Annotated in this window: 17 protein-coding genes; 8 read left to right on the top strand and 9 right to left on the bottom strand. The window is 72.8% G+C overall.

Annotated elements, in window-relative coordinates; genetic code table 11:
• Positions 1-44: 44 nt before the first annotated feature.
• Positions 45-3,101, top strand: coding sequence for an ATP-binding protein (locus ACFYXE_RS06185; protein ID WP_389309219.1), 3,057 nt, complete (start codon positions 45-47; stop codon positions 3,099-3,101).
• Positions 3,102-3,136: 35 nt separating this feature from the next.
• Complete coding sequence (locus ACFYXE_RS06180; protein ID WP_389309217.1) at positions 3,137-4,453, top strand: FAD-dependent monooxygenase; 1,317 nt, start codon at positions 3,137-3,139, stop codon at positions 4,451-4,453.
• Here the strand turns inward: ACFYXE_RS06180 and ACFYXE_RS06175 are convergent.
• Positions 4,450-5,418: a thiamine-phosphate kinase gene (locus ACFYXE_RS06175; protein WP_361173936.1), complete on the bottom strand. Its 969-nt coding sequence runs from the start codon at positions 5,416-5,418 to the stop codon at positions 4,450-4,452. The genes ACFYXE_RS06180 and ACFYXE_RS06175 overlap by 4 nt on opposite strands.
• A gap of 212 nt (positions 5,419-5,630) precedes the next feature.
• Between ACFYXE_RS06175 and ACFYXE_RS06170 the strand changes: the two genes are divergently transcribed.
• Positions 5,631-5,864, top strand: a complete 234-nt coding sequence (locus tag ACFYXE_RS06170; RefSeq protein WP_361173939.1) for an Lrp/AsnC ligand binding domain-containing protein — start codon at positions 5,631-5,633, stop codon at positions 5,862-5,864.
• Positions 5,865-5,884: 20 nt separating this feature from the next.
• Positions 5,885-6,382, top strand: a complete 498-nt coding sequence (locus ACFYXE_RS06165; protein ID WP_361173942.1) for a DUF3515 domain-containing protein — start codon at positions 5,885-5,887, stop codon at positions 6,380-6,382.
• Positions 6,383-6,407: 25 nt separating this feature from the next.
• On the opposite strand, the gene ACFYXE_RS06160 is transcribed toward ACFYXE_RS06165, so the two are convergent.
• The 3 genes from ACFYXE_RS06160 to ACFYXE_RS06150 are packed head-to-tail and all read right to left on the bottom strand — an operon-like array spanning position 6,408 to position 9,427.
• Positions 6,408-7,565 carry a D-alanine--D-alanine ligase family protein gene (locus tag ACFYXE_RS06160; RefSeq protein WP_361173945.1) on the bottom strand — a complete coding sequence of 386 codons (1,158 nt, stop codon included), beginning with the start codon at positions 7,563-7,565 and terminating at the stop codon, positions 6,408-6,410.
• A 45-nt stretch (positions 7,566-7,610) separates the two neighbouring features.
• Positions 7,611-8,627, bottom strand: coding sequence for an NAD(P)H-dependent glycerol-3-phosphate dehydrogenase (locus ACFYXE_RS06155; protein ID WP_361173954.1), 1,017 nt, complete (start codon positions 8,625-8,627; stop codon positions 7,611-7,613).
• A gap of 17 nt (positions 8,628-8,644) precedes the next feature.
• Entirely contained in the window at positions 8,645-9,427 is a 783-nt protein-coding gene (locus tag ACFYXE_RS06150) for a lysophospholipid acyltransferase family protein (RefSeq protein WP_361173948.1), read from the bottom strand.
• A 199-nt stretch (positions 9,428-9,626) separates the two neighbouring features.
• Here ACFYXE_RS06150 and cofC point away from each other — a divergent pair, with 199 nt between their 5' ends.
• Together cofC and ACFYXE_RS06140 are read left to right on the top strand one after the other, a co-directional pair.
• Positions 9,627-10,262: a 2-phospho-L-lactate guanylyltransferase gene (gene cofC / locus ACFYXE_RS06145; RefSeq protein WP_389309213.1), complete on the top strand. Its 636-nt coding sequence runs from the start codon at positions 9,627-9,629 to the stop codon at positions 10,260-10,262.
• Between the two features lie 14 nt (positions 10,263-10,276).
• Positions 10,277-10,480 (top strand): hypothetical protein, encoded by a 204-nt coding sequence (locus ACFYXE_RS06140; protein ID WP_361180435.1) that lies wholly within the window; start codon positions 10,277-10,279, stop codon positions 10,478-10,480.
• A 213-nt stretch (positions 10,481-10,693) separates the two neighbouring features.
• On the opposite strand, the gene ACFYXE_RS06135 is transcribed toward ACFYXE_RS06140, so the two are convergent.
• The 4 genes from ACFYXE_RS06135 to leuC all read right to left on the bottom strand — a co-directional run bounded on the left by ACFYXE_RS06135 (position 10,694) and on the right by leuC (position 14,059).
• Positions 10,694-11,389: an HU family DNA-binding protein gene (locus ACFYXE_RS06135; RefSeq protein WP_389309211.1), complete on the bottom strand. Its 696-nt coding sequence runs from the start codon at positions 11,387-11,389 to the stop codon at positions 10,694-10,696.
• 161 nt (positions 11,390-11,550) lie between these two features.
• Positions 11,551-11,787, bottom strand: coding sequence for a hypothetical protein (locus tag ACFYXE_RS06130; protein WP_055564463.1), 237 nt, complete (start codon positions 11,785-11,787; stop codon positions 11,551-11,553).
• 248 nt (positions 11,788-12,035) lie between these two features.
• Positions 12,036-12,629, bottom strand: coding sequence for a 3-isopropylmalate dehydratase small subunit (leuD, locus tag ACFYXE_RS06125; RefSeq protein WP_361180440.1), 594 nt, complete (start codon positions 12,627-12,629; stop codon positions 12,036-12,038).
• A gap of 5 nt (positions 12,630-12,634) precedes the next feature.
• Complete coding sequence (gene leuC, locus ACFYXE_RS06120; RefSeq protein ID WP_389309208.1) at positions 12,635-14,059, bottom strand: 3-isopropylmalate dehydratase large subunit; 1,425 nt, start codon at positions 14,057-14,059, stop codon at positions 12,635-12,637.
• 180 nt (positions 14,060-14,239) lie between these two features.
• Here leuC and ndgR point away from each other — a divergent pair, with 180 nt between their 5' ends.
• On the top strand, positions 14,240-14,956 hold the full coding sequence (ndgR, locus tag ACFYXE_RS06115) for an IclR family transcriptional regulator NdgR (RefSeq protein ID WP_361180443.1): 717 nt from the start codon (positions 14,240-14,242) through the stop codon (positions 14,954-14,956).
• Between the two features lie 131 nt (positions 14,957-15,087).
• Here ndgR and ACFYXE_RS06110 read toward each other — a convergent pair whose 3' ends face one another.
• Positions 15,088-15,573, bottom strand: coding sequence for a DUF4188 domain-containing protein (locus ACFYXE_RS06110; protein WP_389309205.1), 486 nt, complete (start codon positions 15,571-15,573; stop codon positions 15,088-15,090).
• Between the two features lie 134 nt (positions 15,574-15,707).
• Here ACFYXE_RS06110 and ACFYXE_RS06105 point away from each other — a divergent pair, with 134 nt between their 5' ends.
• A complete protein-coding gene (locus ACFYXE_RS06105; RefSeq protein WP_389309203.1) occupies positions 15,708-16,364 on the top strand; it encodes a MerR family transcriptional regulator in 657 nt (218 codons plus the stop codon).
• The last annotated feature ends 32 nt before the right edge of the window (positions 16,365-16,396 follow it).

The following is a 16,396-nucleotide window of genomic DNA, read 5'->3' as shown; positions in this document are numbered from 1 at the left end:
GTGCGGCCCTCCACGCGCGCGTGCGGGCTGCCAGAATCTGGCGGATGCGCTTCGGCATCCTCGGTCCCCTCGACGTCCGCGCCCCCGACGGCACCCCGCTGGACCCCGGCGGACCGCGCCCCCGCGCACTGCTGACCCTGCTCCTCCTGGACGCGGGCCGCGCCGTCTCCGTGGCCGCTCTCACCGAAGGTCTCTACGGCGACGAGCCGCCCGCGGGTGCGGCGAACGCCCTGCAGTCCCAGGTGTCCCGGCTGCGCAAGCGGCTGGCCGTGGACATCGGGGCCGTCCCGGCCGGGTACCGCATCGCCGTCGAGCCCGAGGACGTCGACCTGCACCGCTTCGAGCGGCTGGCCCGCGAGGGACGCCGCGCCCTCGGCGCCGGGGACCACGCGCGCGCCGCCGCCCTGCTGCGGGAAGGGCTCGGGCTGTGGCGCGGGGCCGCGCTCGCCGACCTGCCGGCCACCCCGCCCCGCGCCACCCGCCTGGAAGAGCTGCGGCTGGCCGCCGTGCAGGACCGTATCGAGGCGGATCTGGCGCTGGGCGGCGGCGCCGACCTGGTGCCCGAACTGCGGGAGCTGCTCGCCGGGCACCCGCTGAGCGAGCGGCTGCACGGGCAGCTGATGCGGGCGCTGCACGCGGCCGGGCGGCCCGCGGAGGCACTCACGGCGTACGAGGACGCCCGGCGCACCCTCGCCGACGAGCTCGGCGCCGACCCCTCCCCCGAGCTCGCCGCACTCCACCGGGAGCTGCTCCAGGGCCGGGAGCCGGCCAGGCAGCGGGGCGTGCCCGCGCAGCTGACGCGGTTCGTCGGACGCGGTGACGAGCTGGCGCGGATCGGCGCGCTGCTGGCCGGGGCCCGTCTGGTCACGCTCACCGGGCCGGGCGGCGCGGGCAAGACGCGGCTGGCGGTCGAGGCCGCGCGGGCGCTGCCCGACGTCTGCTTCGTGGAGCTCGCGCCGCTCGCCGACGGCTCCCGCGTGGCGTACGCGATCCTGTCCGCGCTCGGCGTGCGGGACGGCTTCCCCGCCCAGGGCGGCGACACCGCGGAGCGGCTCCTTTCCGTGCTGCGGGACCGTGAGCTGCTGCTCGTCCTGGACAACTGCGAGCACCTCGTCGAGGACGCGGCCCGGACCGCGGGACTGCTGCTGGGGGCCTGCCCCGGGGTACGGGTGCTCGCCACCAGCAGGGAGGGGCTCGGCATCACCGGCGAGGTGCTGTGGCCGGTGCCGCCGCTCCCCGCGGGCCCGGCGGCCCGGCTGTTCGCCGACCGGGCGGCGGCCGTGCGGCCCGATCTCGCGGGCCCGCGCGACGAGCGCGAGCGGGCGCTGACCGACGAGATATGCGCGGCCCTCGACGGGCTGCCGCTCGCCATCGAGCTGGCCGCCGCGCGGCTGCGCACCCTCACCCTGGACGAGCTCGCCGCCCGGCTCGGCGACCGCTTCCGGCTGCTCTCGCGCGGGGACCGCACGAAGGCGCCCCGGCACCGCACCCTGCACGCGGTCGTGGAGTGGAGCTGGGAGCTGCTCGACGACGAGGAGCGGGAGCTGGCACGGCGGCTGACCGTGTTCCCCGGCGGCGCGACGGGCGAGGCCGTGGAGGCGGTGTGCGGGATCCCCTTCCCGGAGGACCTGCTCGCCTCCCTCGCGGAGAAGTCGTTCCTGGACGTCACCGGCGGGCGCTACGGCATGCTGCAGACCATCCGCGCGTTCTGCGCCGAGCGGCTGGCCGAGGCGGGCGAACAGGAGCGCCTGCGGGCCGCGCACGCCGCGTACCACCTGAGCCTTGCCACGGCCGCGGAGCCGCGGCTGCGCGGCCGGGAGCAGCTGCCCTGGCTGGCCCGGCTGGACGCCGAGCAGACGAACCTGGACGCCGCGCTCCGCCACCTCACCCGCACCGCGCCGCCCGACGGGCTGCGGCTGATGGCCGCCCTGTCCTGGTACTGGCGGCTGCGCGGCCGCTACGGGGAGCGCAGGGCGCTCGCCGCGGAGCTCCTGGACGCCGTGGGCGGCGGGCCGCCGGACGGCCTCGCGGAGGAGTACGTCCTGTGCCTGATGAACACCATCGCGGGCGAGGGCGACGACCCCGGCGAAGAGGACCGCCTCGCGCGCGTGGACACGCTCTTCACCGGCCTGGAGGGGCCGCTGCGACTGCCCTACCTGCTGGTGCTCCGGTCGGTCGTCGGCGGGCCGGTGCGGGCCCGGGAGGACCGGGTGCGGGCGCAGGTCGGCGACCATCCGTGGAACGTCGCCCTGCTCGACCTCGGGGCGGGCTTCCAGGAGATGTTCGCGGGCGGCGCGGACGCGGCCGAGGCGGCCTTCGCCCGGGCCCTGGAGGGCTTCCGTGCGGCCGGTGACCGCTGGGGCATGGCCAACTGCCTGGATCCGCTGGGCATGTTCGCCGACTGGCGGGGCGAGCGGGTCACGGCCCTCGCCCTGCTCGACGAAGGCCTGGTGCACGTCAGGGAGTTGGCGGCGCCGGAGGAGACCGCCGACCTGCTGCACCAGCGCGCCACGGTCCTGCGGCACCTGGGCGACCTGGAGGGGGCCGCGGCCCATTGCGCGCGCGCCGCCGCGCTGGCCCGCAGCATCGGCGCGCCCGACAAGGTGGCGGTCGCCCTGCGCGGTCTCGGGGACGTGGCCCGGCTCGGCGGCGACACGGCACGCGCGCGTGCGCACTACGAAGCGGCTCTGGAGACGTGCGCCGCCAACTGGTTCAGCCTCGGGGAGAGCGTGCGGATCCTGATCGGCCTGGGCCGTACGGCGCTCGCCGAGGAGCGTGTCCGGGACGCGGCCGACTGGTTCGAGCAGGCCCGGGTGCTGGCCTGCGGCGCCGGCGTGCCGCCGTCCGGCGGCGGCGCCCCTCTCCCGGGGGTCGGCGAACTGGCCCAGGTGGCCGAGGCGTTGGCGGCCGTCGCCAAGGACCCGGAGCGGGCCGCCCTGCTCCTGGGCGCCGCGCACGGCCTGCGCGGCACGCTGATCGCGGACGACCCCGACGTCGTGGGGGTCGTGGCGGCGGCCCGCGCGCGGCTCACCCCGCAGGCGTACGAGAAGGCCTTCGAGGAGGGCCGGAGTCTGCGGTCGGCGGCGGTCAGCGAACGGTAGGCGGACGGTCAGCGGGGCCCCCGATGCTTCCCGGCATGACGAACCGGACGAGCGGTACCCACCCGAGCACCCACCGGCCCACGACGCCCGCCCCCCGGCCCGCGCCCCGCACCAAGCACGCGGCTCCGACCCCCGCCCACAGCCTCGCCCACCTGGACGTCCTGATCTCCGGCGCCAGCATCGCGGGCCCCGCCCTCGCCCTGTGGCTCACCCGCCACGGAGCCCGCGTCACCGTCCTGGAGAAGGCGCCCGCCCTGCGCGAGGGCGGCTTCGCCGTGGACTTCCGGGGCGACGTGCACCGCACCGTGCTGCGGCGTATGGGTATCTGGGACGAGGTCCACCGCAGGCAGACCCACATGGGCCGGCAGACCATCGTGGAGGCCGACGACACCGAGCGGGTGGACCTGCCCGCGTTCCTGATGAGCGGCGACGTGGAGATCTTCCGCGGCGAGCTGTCCAGGATCCTGTACGAACGCACCGCCCAGGACGTGGAGTACGTCTTCGGAGACTCCATCGCCTCGCTGACCGAGGACTCCGAAGGCATCGACGTGACCTTCGAGCGCGGCGCGCCCCGCCGCTTCGACCTCGTCGTCGGCGCCGACGGGCTGCACTCCCACACCCGCAGGCTCGTCTTCGGGGACGAGGCGCAGTTCCTGCGTTTCCAGGGCTACTACGTGGCGGGCTTCGACATGCCCAACCACCTGGGCCTGGACCGCACCGCCCGGCTGCACAGCGACCCGGGCCGGATGGCCGGGATCTCCAACTACGACGGCGACCCGGACCGGGCGGGCGGCTTCCTGGTCCTGCGCTCCGAGGAGCTGGACTACGACCGCCGCGACCCGGCGGCCCAGAAGAAGATCCTCGCGGAGCGGTTCGCGGGCCTCGCCTGGACGCACGCCCCCCAGGTCCTCGCGGCCCTGGAGAGCGCCGACGACCTGTACTTCGACATGATCGCCCAGATCCACCTCGACCGGCTCTCCCGCGGCCGGGTGGTGCTGCTCGGCGACGCCGCGTGCGGCGCCACGATGGGCGGCCTGGGGTCGGGCGCGGCCCTGGTGGGCGCGTACGTCCTGGCCGGTGAACTGGCGGCCGCGCGGGGCGATCACCGGGTCGCGTTCGCCGCCTACGAGGCGGAGATCCACGCGTACGCCAAGGGCTGCCAGAAGAGCTCCGGCAACGCCGGGCCCTTCCTCGCCCCGCCGACCGAGAAGAAGATCCGCAGCCGCGACCGGGCGTACCGCGTGCTCAGTTCCCGCCTCCTGGCCGGCCTCTTCAAGAAGCTGACGGAGAAGGCGGCGAGCGACCTCGTCCTCAAGGACTACGTGCCGCGGCCCGCGCGGGAGCTCGCCTAGCCGTCCTCCCCGTTGTCGCCGAAGTGGTCCCAGCCCTTGCTGGTCCAGGGCGCGCCGTCCACGGTCACCTGGGGCAGCGCGGAGGGGTTCAGGACCTCGCCGATGACCTTCCAGCGGGCGGGCAGCTTCACGTCGGGCGGGAACGTCGCCACGATCGCGTGGTCCTCGCCGCCGTTGAGCACCCACTGCAGCGGGTCGACGCCGACGGCCTGCCCGATGTCGTTCATCTGCGAGGGCACGTCGACGTCCCCCGAGCGGATGTCGATGCGCACCTTGCTGGCGTCGGCGATGTGCCCGAGGTCGGCGATGAGGCCGTCGCTGACGTCCGTCATGGAGGTCGCGCCGAGACCGGCGGCCGCGGGGCCCGCGTGGTACGGCGGCTCGGGCCTGCGGTGGGCCTCGACGAAGGCGCGCGGCGAGCGGAAGCCCCGGGAGAGCACGGCGTGCCCGGCGGCGGACCAGCCGAGCCAGCCGGTGACGGCCACGACGTCGCCGGGCTGAGCGCCCGCGCGCGTGACGGGCTCGTGGTTGCGCAGGTCGCCGAGGGCGGTGATGGCGACGGTGATCGTGTCGCCGCGCACCACGTCGCCGCCGACGACGGCGGCGCCCGCGACCTGGCACTCGTCCCTGAGGCCGTCCATCAGCTCGGTGGGCCAGCTGGCGGGGAGTTCGGCGGGAACGACCAGGCCGAGCAGCAGCGCGGTCGGGACGGCCCCCATGGCGGCGATGTCGGCGAGGTTCTGCGCGGCGGCCTTGCGGCCCACGTCGTACGCGGTGGACCAGTCCCGGCGGAAGTGCCGGCCCTCCAGGAGGATGTCGGTGCTCGCCACCACCCTGCGGTCCGGCGCCGACACGACCGCGGCGTCATCGCCGGGACCGAGCCGTACCGCCGGAGTGGAGGTGAGCCGCGAGGTGAGCTCTCTGATGAGCCCGAACTCCCCCAACTCGCCCACGGATCCCTTCACCGAGTCTCACCATGCCCTTTCGTGCCGCCCGGCCCCCGGTCGCGAGCCGCCGCTGTCGTCGGTACGGTCGACGTGACCGTCAACTTCTGTTGTCCGTCCACCACGATGTGTGCGCCACAGGTCACCCGGGTCTCCCCGCGGCGAGCGGCGACGCGGTACCGTGGCGTCCCTTTCTCCCCCCACATGATCCTCGTGGCCGCCCTGGAGGTTCCGTGGTACAGGCGTACATCCTGATCCAAACAGAGGTCGGCAAGGCGTCGACCGTCGCCGAGCTGATCGGCAAGATCCCGGGAGTGATCCAGGCCGAGGACGTGACCGGACCCTACGATGTCATCGTGCGCGCGCAGGCGGACACGGTCGACGAACTCGGCCACATGGTGGTCGCCAAGGTCCAGCAAGTGGACGGCATCACCAGAACGCTGACCTGCCCGGTCGTGCACTTGTAGCCCCCGTCTACCCTGGCCCGGTGAACTTCCCCCGCCTCCGGCGCCGCTGCCTCACAGGAACGTCCGCCCTCGCCCTGTTGATCGCGACAGCGGCCTGCTCAGCTACGGACGACGAGGCGTCAGTGGTGGTTCCGTCCCCGGCCGCGAAGGCCGCGGGACTCTGCCGCGACCTGCACGAACAGCTCCCGGAGAAGGTCGAGGGACTGGGCCGCACCGACCCCGGGCCCACGTCCGACCTCACCGCGGGGTGGGGAGACCCGGCGATCATACTGCGCTGCGGTGTGCCCCGGCCCCCCGAGATGGTCGACCCCGCCTACGCACCGAAGAACGGGGTGAAGGTGAACGGCGTCGCCTGGCTGCTGCAGAAGCGCGAGGACGGCTCGTACACCTTCACCACCGGGGCGCGCCTGGCCTATGTCGAGGTGACGCTGCCCGAGGAACGGACGGGGGACGGCCTCGGCCCGCTCACGGACCTCGCCGCCCCCGTCAAGAAGGCCATCCCACAGGGGATCGCCTGACCGCCCGCCGCCCGGCAGGGGGCCGCTAGCGCAGGCCGGTGGAGCGGTTCAGGGCCGCCTGGATGAGGCGGTCGACCAGCTCCGCGTAGCCGACGCCGCTCTTCTCCCACATCTGCGGGTACATCGAGATGGGCGTGAAGCCCGGCATCGTGTTGATCTCGTTGATCACGAAGCGGCCGTCCTCGGTGAGGAAGAAGTCCGCGCGCACCAGGCCCTCGCAGGACGCCGCCTCGAACGCCTCGACGGCGAGCCGCTGGATCCGCGCGGTCTCCTCGGGCGTCAGCGGCGCGGGCACGATCCCGGGCGTCGAGTCGATGTACTTCGCCTCGAAGTCGTAGTAGTCGTGCGTCTGCACGGGCGGGATCTCGGCCGGCACGCTCGCGCGCGGGCCGTCCTCGAACTCCAGCACACCGCACTCGATCTCGCGGCCGCGCAGCAGCGCCTCGACGAGGATCTTCGGGTCGTGGTGCTGCGCCTCGGCGATCGCCGCGTCCAGGCCGTCGAAGGACTCGACCTTCGTGATGCCGATCGAGGAGCCCGCGCGCGCGGGCTTGATGAACAGCGGCCAGCCGTGCTCGCCCACGAAGTCGGCGATGCGCTGCCGCGCGCCCGCCTCGTCCTGCTTCCACTCGCGGGGGCGGATCACCAGGTACGGGCCGACGTCGAGCCCGAAGGAGGTGAACACCCGCTTCATGTAGTCCTTGTCCTGGCCGACGGCCGAGGCGAGGACACCGGAGCCGACGTAGGGCACTCCGGAGAGTTCGAGCAGGCCCTGGAGGGTGCCGTCCTCTCCGTAGGGACCGTGCAGCATCGGGAAGACGACGTCGACCTCGCCGAGCGCCTTGGGCACGGAGCCGGGCTCGCTGTAGACGACCTCGCGGTTGCCGGGGTCGACCGGGAGCACGACGCCGCCCTCCACGGAGTCGGCCAGCTCGGTGACGTTCGGCATCCGGCGGTCGGCGATGGCCATCCGCTCGGGCTCGTCCGCGGTCAGCGCCCACCGGCCGTCCGTGGTGATGCCGATCGGCAGGACGTCGTACTTGGTGCGGTCGATGGCGCGCAGGACGGCGCCCGCCGTGACGACGGAGATGCCGTGCTCCGAGCTGCGGCCGCCGAACACGACGGCCACGCGCGGCTTGCGGAGCGGCTGCTCAGGGCTCTGGGGGAGGTTCTCGCTGCTCATATCGCGTTGAGCGTACCCGCTGGTCCGTGCGGAGTCAGCGTGCCGTCAGCGGCGCTCGGGCTTGGCGCTGCGCGACATGAGGTCCTTGAGGGCGACGACCGGGGGCGTTCCCTCGTGGACGATGCCCACGACGGTCTCCGTGATGGGCATGTCGACGCCGTGCCTGCGGGCCAGATCCAGCACGGACTCGCAGGACTTGACGCCCTCCGCGGTCTGCTTGGTGACCGCGATGGTCTCCGCCAGGGTCATGCCCTTGCCGAGGTTGGTGCCGAAGGTGTGGTTGCGGGACAGCGGCGAGGAGCAGGTGGCCACCAGGTCGCCCAGGCCCGCGAGTCCGGAGAACGTGAGCGGATCGGCGCCCATGGCGAGGCCGAGGCGGGTGGTCTCGGCGAGGCCGCGGGTGATGAGCGAGCCCTTGGCGTTGTCGCCGAGGCCCATGCCGTCGGCGATGCCCACGGCGAGACCGATGACGTTCTTCACGGCGCCGCCGAGCTCGCAGCCGACCACGTCGGTGTTGGTGTACGGGCGGAAGTACGGGGTGTGGCAGGCCGTCTGGAGGCGCTGGGCGACCGCCTCGTCGCGGCAGGCGACCACGGCGGCGGCGGGCCGGCGCGCGGCGATCTCGCGGGCCAGGTTGGGCCCGGTGACGACGGCGATCCGCTCGCCGGGGACCTTCGTGACGTCCTCGACGACCTCGCTCATGCGCATCGCCGAACCCAGCTCGACGCCCTTCATCAGGGAGACGAGGACGGTCCGGGGGGCCAGCAGCGGCGCCCACGCGGCGAGGTTGCCGCGCAGCGTCTGCGAGGGCACGGCGAGGACGGTGAAGTCGGCGCCGTCCGCGGCCTCGGCCGGGTCGGTGGTCGCGCGGAGGTTCTCGGGGAGCCGGACGTCGGGGAGGTAGTCCGGGTTGGTCCGCGTCGAGTTGACCGCGTCGACGAGCTCGGCGCGGCGGCCCCACAGGGTGACGTCGCAGCCCGCGTCGGCGAGCACCATGCCGAAGGCCGTACCCCAGGAGCCCGTTCCGAAGACGGCGGCCTTCACAGGACCTGCCGCGTCCAAGGGGTTCACGGGGTTCGTCACTTGCTGTCCTCCGGGGTGCTCTTCGCGGTGCTCTGCGCGGCGCTGCGGCCGGCTGCCTTGCGTCGTTGTTCCAGGCGCGCCGTGCGCGGGTCGTACGGCGTCGCGGGGGCCTTCTCGCCCCGGACCTCCTCCAGGAGTTCGGTGATCGCGGCCATGATGGTCTCGGTCACCTCCCGCAGCACGTCGGGCGTCGGCTCCTTGTCGTAGTAGCGCGACAGGTCGACGGGCGGTCCGGCCTTGACCTGGAGGGTCTTGCGCGGGAAGAAGGAGGGCTTCTTGCTGTACGGCGCCAGCGCGAGGTTGGCGCCCCACTGCGCGACGGGGATCACCGGGCACTTCGTCTCGAGGGCGACCCGCGCGGCACCGGACTTGGCCGTCATCGGCCACAGGTCGGGGTCGCGGGTCAGGGTGCCCTCGGGGTAGAAGGCGACGCACTCGCCGCGCCGGATGGCGTCGACCGCGGCGCGGAAGGCGTCCAGCGCGTTCGTGGTCTCGCGGTAGACCGGAATCTGCCCCGTGCCCTTCATCACCTTGGCGACAAAGCCACCCTTGAAAAGGCCGTCCTTTGCCAGGAAACGCGGCACTCGTCCGGTGTTGTACTGGAAGTGCGCGTACGAGAAGGGGTCGATATGCGAGTTGTGATTCACCGCGGTGATGAATCCTCCGTCGGCCGGAATGTGTTCCATTCCACGCCAGTCCCGCTTGAACAGAACCACCAGCGGCGGTTTCGCAATGACCGCCGCGAGGCGGTACCAGAAGCCGATTCTGCGGCGGGACACGCGGACACCTTCCTCCAAGAACCTGGTCGGCCGCACAAGTGTCGCCCCAGGCTGCCGGTCTGTCGAGAACACCGTACGCCCACCCGTCTCCCGCCACCCGCCCCTGTCACGGGGCGCCGCGCACGGCCCCCTTCCCGCTCCCCGGCCCGACGGCACCCCAGCAGGTCACAATGGGCGCGACGAGAAGGACGGAGCGCCCGTGCAGTGGACCCTGGTCATACCCCTGAAACCGCTGGCGCGCGCCAAGAGCAGGCTGGCCGCCGCCTCCGGCGAGGGTCTGCGTCCGGGCCTGGCCCTGGCGTTCGCGCAGGACACCGTGGCCGCCGCGGTGGCCTGCGCCGCGGTACGGGATGTGGCGGTCGTCACGAACGATCCCCTGGCCGGTCGCGAGCTGGCCGCGCTGGGGGCCCGCATCGTCCGCGACGAGCCGGGCGGCGGTCTGAACGCCGCGCTCGCGCACGGCGCGGCCCTGGTGCGCGCCCAGCGGCCTGCGGCGCCGCTCGCGGCCCTGAACGCCGATCTGCCGGCGCTGCGTCCGGCGGAATTGGCCCGCGCCCTCGGCGGTGCCGCTCCTTTTCCGCGCGCATTCATGCCGGATGCCGCGGGAATCGGGACGACGTTGTTGTGCGCGGGGCCGGGTGCGGAATTGCGCCCCGCGTTCGGCGCGCGGTCCCGGGCCCGGCACACGGCGTCGGGCGCGGTGGAACTCGCGCTCGACGGCGTCGATTCCCTGCGCCAGGACGTGGACACCGGGGACGACCTGCGGGCCGCCCTGTCGCTGGGGGTGGGGCCGCGCACCGCGGCGGCCGCGGCCCGGCTGCTCATCTCCGACTGAGTACGCTGCTCTGCATGCAGGCGACCGCGTACACGTACGACTCCGAGACCCGCAGCGGCAGCGTGCTGCTCGACGACGGCACCCCGGTGCCCTTCGCGGCGCCCGCGTTCGACGCGGGCGGGCTGCGGCTGCTGCGGCCGGGGCAGCGCGTGCGCATCGAGGTGGACGGCGAGGGCGAGGCGCGCCGCATCACCCTGGTGACGCTGCAGACGTTCTGAGGGAGCCGTCCGGGGCGCCCGGGCGGCGCGGCGGCGGGCGTTAGGCCGTTCGGATACGCCGGGGCGTGCGGGCGGCGGCCGCGTGACGGCATCGCGGGCCCGCGACGGCCTGGCCGGCACCCGGCACCCGGCGGCCGTTGCGGCGGCGGACACACGACGCGGGCCGGGCTCCCCCGTGGGAGTCCGGCCCGGCGCGTGAGTGCCCTCGTGCCCCTACTTCTTGCGGGCGGTGGCCTTCTTGGCGGTCGTCTTGCGCGCCGTCGACTTCTTGGCGGGCGCCTTCTTGGCCGTGGCCTTCTTGGCGGGCGCGGTCTTCTTGGCCGTCGCCTTCTTGGCCGGAGCGGCCTTCTTGGCGGTGGTCTTCTTCGCCGTGGCCTTCTTCGCCGTCGCCGTGGCGGTCGCCTTCTTGGCGGTCGTCTTCTTGGCGGTGGCCTTCTTGGCGGTGGCCGCCTTCTTCGCCGTCGCCGTGGTCTTCTTGGCGGTGGCCTTCTTGGCGGTGGCGGCCTTCTTGGCCGTCGCCTTCTTGGCGGTGGTGGCCTTCTTGGCCGCGGCCTTCTTGACCGTCGCCGAAGCTCCGCCGGTCAGGCTGCCCTTGGGCGCCTTCTTGACCGCGACGTCGTTCTTCGGGAGCTTCTTCGAGCCGCTGACCAGGTCCTTGAAGCCCTGACCGGCACGGAAGCGCGGAACCGAGGTCTTCTTGACCCGCACGCGCTCCCCGGTCTGGGGGTTGCGGGCGTAACGGGCCGGACGGTCGACCTTCTCGAACGAGCCGAAGCCGGTGACCGAAACCCGGTCCCCGCTGACCACGGCACGGACGATGGCGTCCAGGACCGCGTCGACGGCGTCGGCTGCCTGCTGGCGGCCGCCCACCTTGTCGGCAATCGCTTCTACGAGCTGCGCCTTGTTCACGTCTTCCCCTTCGGAGACATTGCCGGGAGCGAAATACTCCGGCTTTTTCGCACGTTAGGCAGATATATACCGCAAATCAAACACGAAACGGGCTAATCACCCTTGTGCCGCAACGAAGTGGCCCATCTCAGAGTTCCTCGAAGGCCCGTTGAGGCTGCGGATCAGCCGTCTTGGGGGAATCGGCCCTCGTCAGCTTCGTCGAGGGACGCCATCAATCGCTCCAGACGCCTTGCCGCATCGGCGAGATCGTGTTTGGCCGCGGCCGTAATGACCAGCAGCTTCCGGGTCAGCGCCATCCGTACGCCCTCCGGGACTTGCAGTGCGCGCACTCGGGAGTGCGCTTCCTTCAGTTGGTCCGCGACGAGCCCGTAGAGCTCGAGTTGGCTGTCACGTCCCATGCACCGATTGTGCCATCTGGGGCGAGTTGTCGCCTCCGCAGGGGGTAACTGCCGCCGTCCGCAGCCTTCCTGAGGGTACCCCGCCGCGCCGAGTACAAGGGGATTTCCAGCCTCTTCTTCCTTCTCGGGCAAGGGAGTTGAGACCACCCGTTCAGGTCAGCGGACACCCCCGGGCGGGCGCACACAGATGTACCCCCAACCGTCCACGATTGGGGGTACATCAGGGTGTTGCGAGGTGTTGTGAGGTGTCAGACCTGCACGGTCCGCGGCTTGTACGAGGGGCGCCCGGACTCGTACGCGGCGATGTCCGGCTCGTTCCGCAGCGTGATGCTGATGTCGTCCAGGCCGTTCAGGAGCCGCCAGCGGGCGTTCTCGTCGAGCTCGAAGTCGGCGGTGATGCCCTCCGCGCGGACCTGGCGGTCCTCCAGGTCGACGGTGACCTCGGCCTGCGGGTCCCGCTCGGTCAGCTCCCAGAGCGCGTCCACGACCTTCTGGTCGAGCACCACGGTGAGCAGGCCGTTCTTCAGCGAGTTGCCCCGGAAGATGTCGGCGAAGCGGGACGAGACGACGGTCTTGAAGCCGAAGTTCTGCAGCGCCCACACCGCGTGCTCACGGGAGGACCCGGTGCCGAAGTCCGGCCCGGCGACCAGGACCGTGGAGCCCTGGCGCTCCGGGCGGTTGAGGACGAACTCGGGGTCCTTGCGCCAGGCCTCGAAGAGGCCGTCCTCGAAGCCGTCCCTGGTGACCTTCTTCAGCCAGTGGGCGGGGATGATCTGGTCGGTGTCCACATTGCTGCGGCGCAGCGGGACGGCCCGGCCGGTGTGCTTGGTGAATGCTTCCATGGCTCTCAGACTCCGGCGGTCACGGGGGCGTCGGACAGGTCGGCGGGCGAGGCGAGGGTGCCGGTGACCGCGGTGGCGGCGGCGACCTGCGGGGAGACCAGGTGGGTGCGCCCGCCCTTGCCCTGCCTGCCCTCGAAGTTGCGGTTCGACGTGGAGGCCGAGCGCTCGCCGGGCGCCAGTTGGTCCGGGTTCATGCCCAGGCACATCGAGCAGCCCGCGTGCCGCCATTCGGCCCCGGCGGCGGTGAAGACCTTGTCCAGGCCCTCCTCGACGGCCTGCAGGGCGACCCGGACCGAGCCGGGGACGACGAGCATCCGTACGCCGTCGGCGACTTTGCGGCCCTCGACGACGGAGGCCGCCGCCCGCAGGTCCTCGATGCGGCCGTTGGTGCAGGAACCTACGAAGACGGTGTCGACCTTGATGTCGCGCAGCGGCTGCCCGGCGGTCAACCCCATGTACTCCAGGGCCTTTTCGGCGGCGTACCGCTCCGAAGCGTCTTCGTACGAAGCCGGATCGGGGACGCTCGCCGAAAGGGGCGCACCCTGGCCCGGGTTGGTGCCCCAGGTGACGAACGGCGCCAGCGAGGTGGCGTCGACGTAGACCTCGGCGTCGAAGACGGCGTCCTCGTCGGTCTTCAGGGTCTTCCAGTACGCGACCGCGGCGTCCCAGTCCTCGCCCTGCGGGGCGTGGGCGCGGCCACGGATGTAGTCGAAGGTGGTCGCGTCCGGGGCGATCATCCCGGCGCGGGCGCCCGCCTCGATGGACATGTTGCAGATGGTCATGCGGGCCTCCATCGAGAGCTTCTCGATGGCCGGGCCGCGGTACTCCAGGACGTAGCCCTGGCCGCCGCCGGTGCCGATCTTCGCGATGATGGCGAGGATCAGGTCCTTGGCCGTGACGCCGTCGGGCAGCTCGCCGTCGACGGTGATGGCCATGGTCTTGGGGCGGGCCATCGGCAGCGTCTGGGTGGCCAGCACGTGCTCGACCTGGGAGGTGCCGATGCCGAACGCCAGCGCGCCGAAGGCGCCGTGCGTGGAGGTGTGCGAGTCGCCGCAGACCACGGTGGTGCCGGGCTGGGTCAGGCCCAGCTGCGGTCCCACCACGTGGACGACGCCCTGCTCGACGTCGCCCAGCGGGTGCAGGCGCACCCCGAACTCGGCGCAGTTCTTGCGCAGCGTCTCCAGCTGCGCCCGCGAGACCGGGTCGGCGATGGGCTTGTCGATGTCGAGGGTCGGGGTGTTGTGATCCTCGGTCGCGATGGTGAGGTCGGTCCGCCGCACCTGGCGGCCCGCCTGACGGAGGCCGTCGAAGGCCTGGGGGCTGGTCACCTCGTGCAGCAGGTGCAGATCGATGAAGAGGAGGTCGGGCTCGCCCTCGGCGCGCCGGACGACGTGGTCGTCCCAGACCTTCTCCGCGAGTGTCCTACCCATCGCTTTCCCTCCGACCGGCCGTTTCGCCGGCCCAACTAGAGAATCCGTTCGCCGACGCGCGTACCCCTCGTGCCGCACCTCGACCGCCGATCCGTTGGTCCGCGGATCGCTCGTACAGAGTGGCGCGTTCCACGGAAAATTGAACTTGCGTTTCACAGAGTGAGACGGGAGTATCGACGCATGGACAACTCTAGCGGCGTCGGCGTCCTGGACAAGGCAGCCCTTGTCCTGGGCGCCCTGGAGTCCGGTCCGGCCACCCTCGCGGGTCTGGTCGCGGCCACCGGGCTCGCACGACCCACGGCCCACCGTCTGGCCGTGGCACTGGAACACCACCGGATGGTGGCGCGGGACATGCAGGGCCGTTTCATTCTCGGCCCCCGCCTCGCCGAGCTCGCGGCGGCGGCCGGCGAGGACCGCCTGCTCGCCACGGCGGGCCCGGTCCTCACCCACCTGCGGGACGTCACGGGCGAGAGCGCGCAGCTCTACCGCCGCCAGGGCGACATGCGCATCTGCGTGGCCGCGGCCGAGCGCCTCTCGGGCCTCAGGGACACCGTCCCGGTCGGCTCGACGCTCACGATGAAGGCGGGCTCCTCGGCCCAGATCCTGATGGCCTGGGAGGAGCCGGAGCGCCTGCACCGCGGCCTCCAGGGCGCCCGTTTCACCGCCACGGCCCTCTCGGGCGTACGCCGCCGGGGCTGGGCCCAGTCCATCGGCGAGCGCGAGCCGGGCGTGGCGTCGGTCTCCGCGCCGGTGCGCGGCCCCTCGAACCGCGTGGTCGCCGCCGTCTCGGTCTCCGGGCCGATCGAGCGCCTGACCCGGCACCCGGGCCGCATGCACGCCCAGGCGGTCATCGACGCGGCGGGCCGCCTCTCCGAGGCCCTGCGCCGCTCGGGCTGACGCCCCCGGCGCCGCACGGCGCCCACCCCACGCACACGAGCGCCGGAAGGAGCCGCCTCAACGCCGCGGCGGCCCCTTCCGGCGCTTTTCCGTGCCCCGCGCGGGAACCCGCGGGTCCCCGCGCGGACTCCTCAGGCCGCCTTGAGCCGGTCCGCAGCCCGGTCCCCGCGCCGCCCCACCGGGACCACCCCGGTCGCCGCGCCCAGGCCGAACGCGGGCATGTTCACGTACACCGCCTCATGGGCGCCGGCCGGCACGACGAACGTCTCGTGCCAGAAGCCGACCCTGCCCCGGCCTTCCTTGACGCGGCGATTGAAGGCCGCCCACGCGGGCCGGTGCTCCTTGTCCTGCGCCGCCGAGTAGGCGAGCAGCTTCTCCTGCGACTCCCAGTACTGGACGACGTACACCACGCGCGGTGCGCCGAAGAGCAGGCGGTAGCCCAGCATCCCGCTCTCCGGGTCCTTGGAGAGCTCCTTGAGCATCCGCGGCATCGCCAGGAAGACGGGCCACCAGCTCCGGACGGCGCGGACGTTGTTGATGCGCATCCCGATGTGGAAGACGACGACGCCGTCCTGCGCGTCGGCGGTCATGCGCCCCTGGATCGGCTTGCTGCTCATGGCGGTTCCCCCTTGACGGAGCCTTGGCCGAACATTGGATAGTTCCGCTATCCATGGTTGGATAGTGCCACTCTCCAAACGGAGACGCAAGAGGAGGCACGACCTGATGGGCACGATCCGATGAGCGCGGTCCGATGAGGCTGGCGGAGCTGAGCCGGCGCAGCGGGGTCCCCACGGCCACGATCAAGTACTACCTGCGCGAGGGGCTGCTGCCGCCCGGGCAGCGGGTGACGGCGACCCAGTCCGCGTACGACGAGAGCCATCTGCAGCGACTGCGCCTCGTGCGGGCGCTGATCCAGGTGGGCCGCGTCCCGATCGCGTCGGCGCGCGAGGTCCTGACGGCGCTGGAGGACGAGTCGCTCGACCACAACTCCCGTCTGGGCACGGCGGTCTGGGCGTTGCCGCACGGGCCGGAGTCCACCGAGGACGACGCGGCGGCCGACGCGGCGCGCCGCACGGTGGACGAGCTGCTCGCCCGCCTCGACTGGGCGCGCGCCCAGGAGTACGGGCGGGATTCGCCGGCCCACCGGATGCTGGTGACCGCGGTCGCGACGCTGGGCCGGCTCGGATATCCGTGCGCCGTCGAGGACTTGCTGCCCTACGCCCGCACCGGGCGCCAACTCGCCGAGTCCGACCTGGACTTGATCGAGCGCTACGCGTCGCCCGAGGAGCAGCTGGAGGCGGCCGTCGCGCTCACGGTGCTGTACGAGCCGGTGCTGCTGAGCCTGCGCCGTATCGCGCAGGCGGAGGAGTCCGGCCGCCGCTTCGACCCGCGGGGCGCACCGGAGTGAGGGACGACGAAGGGGCCTTCCCGATGGGAAGG

This window comes from Streptomyces sp. NPDC002564 (assembly GCF_042889645.1).
In the GTDB taxonomy this organism is placed as follows: Bacteria; Actinomycetota; Actinomycetes; order Streptomycetales; family Streptomycetaceae; genus Streptomyces.
The sequence above is the reverse complement of the archived record's forward strand: the minus strand, read 5'-3'. Positions and strand labels throughout refer to the sequence as shown.